General features: G+C 53.2%; 10 protein-coding genes. 3 read left to right on the plus strand and 7 right to left on the minus strand.

The window, feature by feature from the left end; all coding sequences use genetic code 11:
• The first annotated feature begins 86 nt into the window (after window positions 1–86).
• On the plus strand, window positions 87–1967 hold the full coding sequence (locus J2Z70_RS04045; protein WP_209869674.1) for an LTA synthase family protein: 1881 nt from the start codon (window positions 87–89) through the stop codon (window positions 1965–1967).
• Between the two features lie 88 nt (window positions 1968–2055).
• Here J2Z70_RS04045 and J2Z70_RS04050 read toward each other — a convergent pair whose 3' ends face one another.
• On the minus strand, window positions 2056–2931 hold the full coding sequence (locus J2Z70_RS04050) for an alpha/beta fold hydrolase (RefSeq protein ID WP_209869676.1): 876 nt from the start codon (window positions 2929–2931) through the stop codon (window positions 2056–2058).
• A 100-nt stretch (window positions 2932–3031) separates the two neighbouring features.
• Window positions 3032–3406 carry a MerR family transcriptional regulator gene (locus J2Z70_RS04055; RefSeq protein ID WP_036733172.1) on the minus strand — a complete coding sequence of 125 codons (375 nt, stop codon included), beginning with the start codon at window positions 3404–3406 and terminating at the stop codon, window positions 3032–3034.
• Window positions 3407–3543: 137 nt separating this feature from the next.
• Between J2Z70_RS04055 and J2Z70_RS04060 the strand changes: the two genes are divergently transcribed.
• Together J2Z70_RS04060 and J2Z70_RS04065 are read left to right on the plus strand one after the other, a co-directional pair.
• Window positions 3544–4485, plus strand: coding sequence for an SDR family oxidoreductase (locus J2Z70_RS04060; protein ID WP_209869679.1), 942 nt, complete (start codon window positions 3544–3546; stop codon window positions 4483–4485).
• Between the two features lie 88 nt (window positions 4486–4573).
• A complete protein-coding gene (locus tag J2Z70_RS04065) occupies window positions 4574–5371 on the plus strand; it encodes a lipase family protein (protein ID WP_209869681.1) in 798 nt (265 codons plus the stop codon).
• Here the strand turns inward: J2Z70_RS04065 and J2Z70_RS04070 are convergent.
• The 5 genes from J2Z70_RS04070 to J2Z70_RS04090 all read right to left on the minus strand — a co-directional run bounded on the left by J2Z70_RS04070 (window position 5368) and on the right by J2Z70_RS04090 (window position 12196).
• Window positions 5368–6630 (minus strand): extracellular solute-binding protein, encoded by a 1263-nt coding sequence (locus tag J2Z70_RS04070; protein WP_209869684.1) that lies wholly within the window; start codon window positions 6628–6630, stop codon window positions 5368–5370. The two genes, J2Z70_RS04065 and J2Z70_RS04070, sit on opposite strands and share 4 nt — an antisense overlap.
• Before the next feature lie 250 nt (window positions 6631–6880).
• Window positions 6881–8542 (minus strand): response regulator, encoded by a 1662-nt coding sequence (locus J2Z70_RS04075; protein WP_209869688.1) that lies wholly within the window; start codon window positions 8540–8542, stop codon window positions 6881–6883.
• Between the two features lies 1 nt (window position 8543).
• Entirely contained in the window at window positions 8544–10340 is a 1797-nt protein-coding gene (locus J2Z70_RS04080) for a cache domain-containing sensor histidine kinase (RefSeq protein ID WP_209869690.1), read from the minus strand.
• 104 nt (window positions 10341–10444) lie between these two features.
• On the minus strand, window positions 10445–11257 hold the full coding sequence (locus tag J2Z70_RS04085) for a carbohydrate ABC transporter permease (RefSeq protein ID WP_209869692.1): 813 nt from the start codon (window positions 11255–11257) through the stop codon (window positions 10445–10447).
• Window positions 11258–11272: 15 nt separating this feature from the next.
• Complete coding sequence (locus J2Z70_RS04090; RefSeq protein ID WP_209869696.1) at window positions 11273–12196, minus strand: carbohydrate ABC transporter permease; 924 nt, start codon at window positions 12194–12196, stop codon at window positions 11273–11275.
• Window positions 12197–12224 lie beyond the last annotated feature (28 nt).

The raw sequence follows: 12224 nt of genomic DNA on the forward strand, positions 1-12224 counted from the left end.
CCAAACTGCCCTTAAATACCGGTTGATTTTGAACTCGGCCCTGTAATAGAATTAATGGATTATATAGAAAAGGATGCGCATACGCAATGCCTTACAAGGAATCACGTTCGCTTCGAAAAAGGTCGATTCTGTTCTTCTCGCTGATCATGCTGGTGAAGAGTTATTTCGCCTGGTATTACTTATTCGAGGACGGTCCAACCTGGACCACCTGGCTGAAGGAAATCCCGTTCGTGCTGCTGCTGTTCTGCCTCATCGAATGGTTCGCCACCAAGCACAAGGTCGCCATCTATCTGATCGTCAATCTGCTCATTACTGTACTGTTCTTCTCTCTCATCGTCTATCATAATCATTTTGGTATGATTGCTACGTCTCAGGTCTTCGGACAGGTCAAACAGGTAGGCGCCGTCAAAAAAAGTATATTCGCCGTCGTGCATCCGCAATATATGCTTATCTTCGTAGACATCATTATTATCAGCCTGATCATGCTCAGACGCAAAAAAGCGCTCGCCTGGAAGCATTCCATGTCCCGGCCCAGCAACCGCAAGGCAGTGGCTATCCTGTTCTGCATCTCGCTTACGCTGTGCATGATGAATATCTTCCCCAATAAAGCCAGTATGAATGAGAATGTCAAGGCAGAGCAAATGGGCATTCTCAATTATGAAGCCTACGCCCTGCTGCGTGAACCCGCAGAGGAGCCTATGGACCCTGCGCAAATCTCCCAGGCTGGCATCGACATGACAAAGGGCATTCAGCAGAAGGCTAATCCGGTCTTGTTCGGGGCTGCCAAGGGTAAGAATCTGATCATCCTGCAGATGGAGTCGCTCCAGAACTTCCTGATCAATCTGTCCGTGGACGGAACCGAAATTACACCGAACCTGAATAAGCTGGCCGGCGGGAGCTACTATTTCCCCCGGTTCTTTCAGCAGGTAGGCCAGGGCAATACCTCGGATGCCGAATTCATCGTCAACACTTCCTTTTATGTGCCGCCGGACGGTCCGGCCACAGATAAGTATGCTCCGAAGGAGCTGCCGAGTCTGCCGAAGCTGCTGGAGGCACAGGGGTACGATACCGCGACTTTTCATACTAATAATGTAGAGTTCTGGAACCGCGGGGAGCTGTATAAAGCGCTGGGCTTCAATCAATATTACGACAAAACCTACTTCGGTGAAGAGGATGCCGTCTTCTACGGCTCCTCGGATGAAGTTCTCTACCGAAAGACCTCTGCGGAGCTTGCGCGGATGGATCAGCGTGAACAGCCCTTCTATGCCCATGTCATCTCGATGTCGTCGCATAATCCGTTCTCGATCCCGGAGAGCAAATACAAGATGACCTTGCCGGAACGGTACGAAGGGACGCTGGTCGGTGACTATATCCGGGCTGAGAACTATGCGGATTATGCGCTGGGCCAATTTCTTGATGAGCTTAAGAGCAGCGGTGTGTGGGATAACAGCATAGTGGTCCTTTACGGCGATCACCGGGGTCTTCCTATATTCTCGCTAAAAGAGGCCGACAAGGTCCTGCTGGAGGAGATTCTGGACCATGAATATAATGAGCGCGATCTGATTAATATACCGCTGATCATCTCAGCCACAGGCATTACCACACCGGCACTGAAGGAGCAGTTAGGCGGCCAGGTGGATATTTTGCCGACCGTTGCCAATCTGCTCGGGGTTCCGCTGGACTATCATATCCACTTCGGACAGGATCTGCTTAACCAGACCGCGTATAACCTGCTGCCGCAGCGCTATTATCTGCCTACGGGTTCATTCGTTAATAATGAAGAGCTGTTCCTGTCAGGCAGCGGGTTCGAGGACGGCCAGCATTACACCCTGTCCGGTGACGGCACGGATCTGCTTCAATCGACAGAAGATGAGTTCACCCGGGCGCTGGAGCTGCTCCGCATGTCCGACAGCTATGTGACTCAGCTGCCTGACCGGGTAGTTGAAGATCCGCCGGAGGGCGAATAAGAACTGAAAATAGGCACCATCCTGCACACAGCAAAGCCCGGTTCGGAGTCCTGTCTCTGAACCGGGCTTCTTTATATGCTTGGTAGGGTTAGAACTGCTTGTCCAGAAAATCCCGCACAGCCTGACCCGCCTGAAGCGGAAGCTGCATCCAGACATACGCATGAAGCGAATCCGGGATCCGCGCAATTTCATAGCTGTCCAGCAGCTCTGCGAAGGCATTCAGACTGCTGCGGACCCGTTCATCGTTCCATTCCGCTTCGCTGGGCAGGAATAGGACCGGGCATTGTATTGTCTGATAATAGTGTTCAAAAGACAGCTCCCAATACTTCACTATGTATTCGATTCTGACACGGTTCGGATAACAATAGATATACTTGCCGTCTGGATGCTGCTCCAGGCTATGCGTATAGAACGCACAGAAATATTCATTCCACAGGCCCTCCGCAGTCAGCTCAGCCCGCTGCTGGGCTACATACGATTCAACGCTGTCAAAGTACGGTTCCTTCCATTCCTCCAGTTCTGCCCGAAGCTGCACTTTCCTCTGCTCCACCGCTTCCGCCGTGCCGTCAAATATACCATATTCGCCAAATTCGTTATTCAGCGCACCTTCACACACTAGGGACGCTACAAGCTCAGGATGAGCTGCTGCCAGACTGACCGCTACCTGCGCCCCCATGGAGCTTCCTACTACGTGGCACTTGTCCACCTGCAAATGCCTCAGTAACTGATACATATCCTCTGCCATCTCGTCAATATGATAGCCAGTCTCCGGCTTGTCCGACCGGCCATGCCCCCGGAGATCCGGTGCAAGGATGCTGTAGTCCTGCACCAGTTGCGGGAGAACTCCATCCCACATATGCAGGTTTCCGCCGCTGAAATGAAGCAACAGGATGACAGGCTTGTCTTCTAAAGAATACTTAGCGTTAATGCTTATCTCCCCAAGCAGGATACGTTCCTCGACCATTTCGATTGCTCCTTTGATTCCAACACACACTTTCGTTGCGTCATATTCTGAATTACATACATTGGTTAATCGGTTAGAGATAACTCTAACTGTCCAGCCCCTAAATCTCCCGCAGCAAGTCCATATTATGGGTCTCGTACATAGCCACCTTCAGATCAATAATATTCAGACTTTTCTTCAGTTCCTCCATCTGCCGCAGCACTTCCTTCCGGTGTGCAATCATCATCCCGCGCCGCGTTTCCCTGGTGCTGTCGCCTTCTATTACCAGATCAATATACCTTTTGATCTCTTTAATGGGCATACCGGTGTTTTTCAGGCAGCAGATGACTTTAACCATAAGCAGATCCCCCTCCGAGAAGGTCCGGTTCCCCGCCTCATTGCGTCCGACAAAGGGCATCAGCCCTTCCTTATCATAAAAGCGGAGCGTATGTGCTGTTACCTCACAAATCGCCGCTACCTCATTAATACTGTACATCAGCTTTTCACCTCACCATGGGTTTTTGAAAGTGGCTTGACTTCGATAAATCTCTAAGTATTAGCATGGAGTATAACAAACGGCGGGTCAACTATGTATTAATGCACCTGGCGGACAAACAAAGGAGAGAACATAAAATGGACAAATTCCCCACATGGACAGCTGCCCAGATTCCTTCCCAGCAGGGGCGTTCGGCCGTTGTTACTGGTACAGGCGGACTCGGCTACGAAACCGCGCTTGAACTGGCACGGCACGGGGCAGAGGTTATCCTGGCGGGCCGGAATGCAGCGAAGGGAGCTGAAGCGGTTAAAAGGATCTCCGCAAGCGTTCCTTCAGCCAACATACGTTTTGAGGTGCTGGATCTTGCCAGTCTGGCTTCTGTGCAGGCATTCGGCACAAGAATGAATACTCAGTGGCGCAGTCTTGATCTCCTGATTAACAATGCTGGCGTCATGACTCCACCTGTACGCCAAGTCACCGCAGACGGGTTCGAGCTGCAATTCGGTACGAATTATCTTGGACACTTCGCGCTCACTGCGTACCTGATGCCCTTGCTGCGCCAAGCAAAGGAGCCCCGGGTGGTCAGTCTAAGCAGTATTGCCCACCGGAGTGGCTCCATTCATTTTGACGACCTGCAATTTGAACGCCGTTATCATGCCGGGCAGTCTTACGCCCAATCCAAAATAGCGATGATTATGTTCGCTCTTGAGTTGCAGCGCCGCAGTGACCTGGGCGGATGGAACCTGCTGAGCATACCGGTTCACCCGGGGATATCACGTACGGACCTGCTGCTGAATGGGGCAGGACCAAACAGCGCTCCCGGCATTCTCCGCAGACTGCTTGGGCCAATCTTGTTCCAGCCGGCGGCCCAAGGCGCACTTCCTGCACTGTTTGCCGCCACATCACCGGAGGCCAAGGCGGGAGTCTATTACGGTCCCGGCAGACTCTCAGAAACCAGAGGCTTGCCTAAGCCCGGCAAGATGGCTCCGCAAGCACTGGACCGGGCTGCCGCATCCAGGCTGTGGGAGGTCTCACGGCAGCTGACACAGGTAGATTTCGAGGCCATTGTGAGTGGCTGACGTTTCTCTTAAGCCGGGTCTCGTTGCCCGCTAGGCACCAATCCCGCCTTCCCATCATACACAGATATAAAGAAAGGCGGGATGCAGAATGAGTACCATGACAGGTGAGGCGGAATGGGCGATTTTTCTGGCGGCTGTCTGCGGACAGACCTATACCCAGTTTGCCAATGCGGAGGGTGCGTTCGTGGTACCGGCGGACTTCTCGGCCGTGCATAGCTTCCAGGCGAAATCAATGGGGAATGTGTGGGAGCTGTTCGGCTTCATTCTGGAATCACCGCAGGAGATCATTATTGCCTGGCGCGGAAGCATCTCCACCAATGACTGGCTCTCGAACATGAATGCCGCGCAAAAGAAATTTAAATACATCCAGGAGCCCTGCATGACCCATCGGGGGTTCACCGATATCTATGCATCCGCTCGGAATGCCATTCTCTCCGTGCTTGGCACTCTGTCTCCGGAGAAGACGCTATATGTAACAGGCCATAGCCTTGGCGGGGCACTGGCTACTCTATGTGCGCTGGATGTTGCTGCCAACTCCGCTTTCACCACCCCCCGGCTGTATACTTACGGGTCTCCGCGTGTAGGCGACCCGGATTTTGCCAACGCCTTCAGCCGGTATGTGCGCAGCAGCTACCGCTATGCCAATCTTTTTGACGTCACTACGTATGTTCCGCCAACCGTCTACAAGCTGCCTAAGCAGAAGACCAAATACTATTACACCCATGTCCAGACCCTTAAGTCCCTATCCTTCCAGAATGGCAGTCCTGAGCTGAATCATGTCATCCGTAGTTATTTCGCTGTGCTGAGGAAGACACGGCCCGACTTCACCACAGCTCTGTGCACCGCGAACCCTGGTTTTTGTCCGGTCCCGGAGCTGATCACCTAGTTCGCCAGAATCTGATTCAGACTCTCCTCCAGCCGCTTAAGTCCCGCTTCGGGCTGTATCCGGTTGCGCACGATATGCTGCAGTTCCTCGGACATTGCAGTGAACAGAGCCGCATATTTATCCGTCTGCGGGGCGAATTTGACCTGATCTTTTGCTTGAATAAACCGCTCCCGGTAAGGCAGCTCCCGGTACATCCGGCTCTGCTCAACAGTAGAGTTCGCCGGAACATGCCCCGCCTCGCCCCAGATCATTCCTCCCACCTCCGAGAAGTATTTCATGAAGTCCAGGGCACCTGCCTGCCTCTCCACGGTGGTATAGGCCGGAATCACCAGGGTGTGGGAGCTTCCCCAATGGTCTGCGCTGCCGAAGATCGGCGGGAGAGGTATAATCCCGATATCCAGCGCCTTATTGTCCAGATGGTGGCCTGCTTCCCATACTCCGCCGAACCATAGGCCTGCCTGCCCTTTGTCAAAAGAATCCCAAGGTGTATTATCGCTCAAATCGCTTAATCCCTCGTCAAACAGCCGCTGATAGAAGCTCAGCACCTCTACGGACTTTTCATTATAGATGGCTGCCCGCTTGCCGTCCCGGCTGAGCAGCTCTCCACCCGCCTGATAATACAGATCGAGGAAGGATTCCTGGAAATAAGGGGTGTTCACCGCCATAGGCTGTACACCCGGTACCCTGGCTGCAATCTGCCGCAGCAGGCGGATGAATCCCTCCGGTGTAGTCTCTTCCAGCAGCGGTGTTCCGTCAGCAGATAATATACCGGCCTTGGCCAGGATTGCTTTGTTATAGTAGAGCATATGGAAATGGGTATCCAGAGGCACTGCATAGTATTGCCCGGCATAGCTGACGCTCTGAAGGTTCTGCTCCCCGATCTGATTGAACTGGAATCCGCCCTGCTGTGCCAGAGCATTGAGCGGTATAATTTGCTGCGCTTTGATGAAGGGTGACAGCCGGTCAGCATGGATGACCGCCACATCCGGCCCCTTGCCGAAGGACAGAGCGGTGCGGAGTCTCGCATAATATTCGTTCGATTCCAGTCTGAGCTGCTTGACGAACACTTCACTCTGGGAAGCATTATAGTCATGGATGATCCGCTCTACGAATTCGCCCTCTCCCCCTCCGAACGGATTCCAGAAGGAGATCGTCACAGGCGTGCTGCGCTCCGGCGGCTCCGTATGCCTGGAAGAGAAATCCGCGCAGCCCGTGAACAGCAGCAGACACAGCAGCAGAACAGGCAGGATCAGCTTCATCTTTCTCCTCCTCCTTGAAACATAAATCAATCTAACGGACGAATAATGCAAGAGTTATGCTCCTTAATTGTTCGTTTGGGCATCATTCTGCGACTTCATGTGTACTTGAGCTCTTCACCAACATTACTTAGCACCACCAGAGGGACAAATCCCTTTCACTTCACTTAACTGGCTCACCCTGACTCTACTTTCCTGTACATGCTACCTAAATATTGTAAGCGTTTGCAATAAGTTCCGCCGCAAGGCTTCCTTACCGCTCCTTGCGGACCAGCGCGCGATACTCGGAGGGAGATACGCCTGTGATTTTCTTGAATACCTTGGAGAAATACTTCGGGTCCTGGATGCCGACCAGACTGCCTATGTCGCCAGCCTTCAATTCGCCGGTCAGCAAGGTCTTCGCCTTCTCAATGCGGATGCGGGTCAGATACTCCAGGAAGCTCTCCCCTACTTCTTTGCGGAACAGATTGGCGAAGTAGTTCTTGCTCAGATGGACCAGCCCGCTGATCGACTGCAGGGTAATCTCCTGATGATAATACTGCCGGATATACTGAGTCGCCTTAATAATACTGTTACGGTCGCTATTATACATCTCTTTCATATGTGCAACAAGCGCCTGGAAGGCCTGCAGGAACCACTCGCGGCTCTCTTCCAGCGTCTCCAGCTTGGACAGCTCGTCAAAGTACTGCTTCTTCAGCTCAAGCACCTGCTCTACATCCTTCGACACATCCGGCCACAGAGTGGTTAGAATCATCAACAGCTCCAGTGAAATAATCTGCACCAGCTCCGCATCCCTGCGCACAGCCAGCTGACCAAACAGCTGCTCCAGATATTCTTCCAGCTCCCGCGACTGAAAAGCATAGACCATCGACTGAATCTGATGGCTGCTAATCTGGAGCGATGGCGCTAGTGTAGTCCCTGACTGTGTCATTTGATGCTGCGCTGTGTCAGGCTGTGCAGCGTGAGACTGCGGCCCTTGTGCCTGCAGTTCACCGCTACCGTGAACCAGCACACGCCCCGTTCCCATGAACAGCTTCATCCTTGCAGCGCCTGAGGCCTGGACATACGCATTTTTCAAATCCGCCCACTCCCTGACTTCTCCGCTAATGCCAATCGTTACAGTCCAGCCGTATTGTCTGGATAGCCGGAGAATCAACTGTTCACTGGAGCTGAGTAAGCGGTCCATAATCGCAGCCTTACCGGTCTGTACCATTACCTCTGAGGTTACAATTACATGCAGTACACCTTGTCTGTCACGAATCAGCTCATAGCCGAGAACAGGATCGTTAAGACCTATCTCTTCTAGCAGGCTGCGGATTACCGCTGCTCCCTGCCCATACTCCGGCTCTGCTCTGCCCCCCGGCAGAATTTGCAGCACATAAAGCGGCCGCTTCTCCGCAAGCCCTGCCCGCGTAAGTGTATCGTGTTCGATTCTGCCTTGAACCGCCCCGAGCTCCAGCAGCTCGATCAGGAAGTTCTCCTTATGCACCGGCGCAATTTTAGCTGGCGCAGACTTTTGCTCCCAAGGCTTCTGCGCCCCTTCGAGGCTGTCCTTCAGCTTAAGCAGTACCTGCTCGAAGTCGCGCGGCATCATATCCGACTTGATGATATAGTCGGAGACATTTTGCTTAATCGCTTCCTTGGCATACTGGAAGTCCTCAAGATTGCTGAGGATAACAATCTTTAGGTCCGGAGACAGCTTGCGCACCTCGGCAATCAGCTCAATGCCGTCCATGACGGGCATTTTGATATCCGTAATCAGGATGTCGGGCAGTCCGGCGGCCATCAGCTCCAGCGCCTCCCGGCCGTTCCCGGCCTCCCCGGTGACCTCCATCCCGATGGCTTCCCATTCAATCATCGACCGGATGCCATATCTCACGATAAATTCATCTTCTACGATAATGACCCGGTACATATCAGTGGTTCCCCCTTGTGTCGTCTGTGATAAGCGGCAGCTTGATCCGGATAGACGTCCCTTTTCCCGGTTCACTGCGCAGGTCCAGCCCGTACATTTTGCCGCAAATGAGCTTGATCCGCTCGTCCACATTCGCCAGCCCGATGCCTCCCGGCTTCTCCTCCCGCGCCTGCCCGTCCAGCAGACTACAGGCCTGTACAGGGTCCATGCCCTTGCCGTTGTCAGTGACCTCGAACCACAGCAGGTTGCCCGGTGCCTTGGTGCAGGAGATACGGAGCATACCGCCGGACTCCATCTCCCCAAAAGCATGGATGATCGCATTCTCGACAATGGGCTGGAGAATCAACTTCGGCGTACGCAGGCGGCGGACGTCTTCATCCATCTCAATGATAGTGTCAATCTTGAAGTTGAACCGGAACTTCTGTATGCCCAGATAACACTGTACATGCTCGATCTCTTCCTCCACCGTAACCGTCTCTTCCCCCCGGCCCAGGCTGATCCGCAAGAGACGCGATAATAAGCTGACCATCTCCGCCGCGTTATTGGCCTTCTGAATGAGCGCCGTCCATTTAATAATATCCAGCGTGTTGTATAGAAAATGCGGGTTAATCTGCGCCTGCAGCGCCTTGAGTTCAGCCATCCGTTTCCGGTCCTGCTCCAGATATACCGCTTTCAGGAGTCCGTCGATCTGCACGACCATTGCGTTGAAGTTGTCGCCGAGAATATCGATTTCATCATGCCGGCTTTTGGCCTTGTAGCGGACGCTGAGCTCGCCGGACATCACCTGCCGCATCAGCCGGATCATTTTCAGAATCGGGTTCGTAATCGAGTTCGCCAGCACCAGCGCGGCAATGACCGAGAAGATGATGCAGAGCAGCCCGACGAAGATGAAAATCTGCAGCAGGCGGTTGGAATCCTGATACAGCGCCGCCTTGGAGATCACATTGACGACCACCCAGTCATTCGTATGCAGCTTCTTGGCATTCACGATCAGGCTGTCTCCCTTGTAGCCAAGCGGGAACCTCGTTTCCTCCTGTCCGGTACGCATGAGCTGCTCATACCCTGCCTGTCCCAGGACCTCGCTCACGCTCCGGCCGATCAGCCCGCTGTCCGGGTACGAGACGAGCCTGCCTCCGCCGTCTATCACGAAGCTTTGCAGGTCACGGTTATTGCTGACCGCCTTCGAGACCAGCTCCTTAATCACATCCTCTCGGATATCCAGCACGGCAACAATCTTCAGGGGACTGTCATCGGATATTTTGTAGAGCTGCTTGGCGACTGAGAAAACATGGGTGCTCTGGGAATTGAGGCTGTCCACATAAGTGCCGTAGCGGGTCGGATACCAGCGGAAATTGCTGCCGCCCTTAAGAGTCGCAAGGAACGGCTCCACCTCGGCGGGCGTGCGCGTGCTCCAGCGGTAGATACCTTTGATATAGTGCTTATCCGAGACGAAGGAGATGGACTGTACATCCTGATTAATTGCCACAATCGTGGACAGCTTCGTCGTCAGAGACAGACTATCCACATCATAGCTGGCCGGAGTGGTCCCATCAAGAGCCCGCAGCATTCCCACAATCTCATGATTGTTCAGCACCTGCATCAGCATATCCTTGTAGATGCCCAGGCGCGTATCGAGATTATCAGCGGTCTGATTGAGCAGATGCTCCGAATACTCGGTAGCCTTGTCGTTAAGGGTTGATTTCGAGATGGAAAAAGAAATAATCCCCATGACCACCAGCGGTGTCAAGGAGAAGAGAACAAGCAGCAGCATCCACTTATAGCGCATGCTGCTCTTCATTTGGATGATCCAGGATAGCAAGCGGAGCCGCAAGGACCTGGCAGAACTCTCAGGAGATGTACGCATGCCCTATATCCCTTTCCCGGTATATAATATGGTTCAGGCTACCCCTTGACCCCCGACATGGCTACGCCCTGGACAATCTGACGCTGGAGCAGGATGAAGACAACAATCGTCGGAATCGCCGCCAGGGCGCTGGCTGTCATAATGAGATTGAGCGACATATTATTATTCGACAAAAAGGTGGGCAGCCCTGCCGACAGGATCATATTCTCCTCCGAGGTAATCGCCAGATAAGGCCAGAGGAAATTGTTCCACGAGAGGATGAAAAAGAAGATCCCGACAGACACCATCGCCGAGCGCGTCAGCGGCAGGCAGATACTCCACCAGAGCCGGAAGCTGCGGCTGCCGTCGATTTGCGCGGCTTCAATATAATCCTTAGGCACGCCGTCCATGAACTGCTTCAGCAGCAGAATACCGATCGGGTTGGTCAGTCCCGGGAGGATAATGGCCCAGATATTATCGATCAGCTCAAGATGCAGCGCAGTCTCATAGAGCGGAATCAGAATAGCTTCTGTCGGAATCAGCAGGCCTGAGACAATGAGCACATAGAAGATGCCCCTTGTGCGGAACGGCAGCTTGGAGAACGAGAAGGCTGCCAGCGAGCTAAGCAGAATGGAGATCAGGGTAGTGAGTACGCCGATCAACAGACTGTTCCAGGTCCAGAGCAGAATCTGTGAATCTCTAATGACCTTGACATAGTTACCGGTATTCAGATCCGACCAATCCACCCAATCGGCCAGCGTATAGACATTCACTCCATCGGGCTTCAGGGAGGTGAGAAACATCCAGATCAGCGGAAAAACAAACAGCAGGGCAAGCACAATAGCCACAGTATTTAAAGCAAGCTTCTTCATGAATCTTCTCCTCTCCTATCCGTCCTTGCGGTCTGTAATTTTGAATTGAATCACGGCGATCAGCAGCATGATGAAGCAGAACACCATGGACTGCGCCGCAGCCATGCCGAACATATCCTTTTTGAACCCCGTGACATAGATATAGCGGATCATCGTATTCGTGGAATCGCCCGGCCCGCCGCCGGTCATAATCTGTACCTGCCCGAACAGCTTGAGACAGTTGATAATCTGATAAAAGATCTGGATCTTCATCACACTGGACAGTCCCGGCAGAGTAATGCTCCAGAACCGCTGCCACGCATTCGCACCGTCAATCTTCGCCGCTTCATAATGGTCGGCCGGAATCTCCTGTAGACCTGCCAGGAACAGCACCATGACGAACCCGACGCTCCACCAGTCCGTTGCCAGGGTAATCGCCCACCACACAAACCGGTGATCCGTAAGCCAGTTAATGTCTGCGTTGATGCCAAGCATATGTAAGGCTGCATTCACCGGGCCGTTCTTCGCATCCAGCAGCCGCAGCCAGATGAAGCTGACCACGGAGACGGACAGGACATACGGCAGGAAGAACACCGAGCGGATTACGGTCCGCAGCCAGATTCGCTGATTAATAATAAGGGCCAGCAGCAGGCCCAGGATGATGACCGTGGGCGCGCACAGCAGCACGAAATAGAATGAGTTCCACAGGTAAGCATAGAAATCTGAATTCTGCAGTATTTTTGCATAGTTCGCCAATGCCACATACTTCTGCATCCCTTGAATGCCCCACACATGCAGACTCATCCAGGCTCCGCGGATCACCGGCCACAGATAGAACACCGTGAACGGGATCAGGAACGGGATCAGGTACAGAATAGCCTTCAGTTCAGTCAGCAGGTGTACAGGCTCTGCTCTGCGAAGAGCCGCAGTCGGCCTTTTCTCACTCAAGCTCCGCTCCATCATTATCTCTCTCCTTCAGTTGAAATGA

It is taken from the genome of Paenibacillus silagei, from assembly GCF_017874735.1.
Taxonomy (GTDB): domain Bacteria; phylum Bacillota; class Bacilli; order Paenibacillales; family Paenibacillaceae; genus Paenibacillus_AQ; species Paenibacillus_AQ silagei.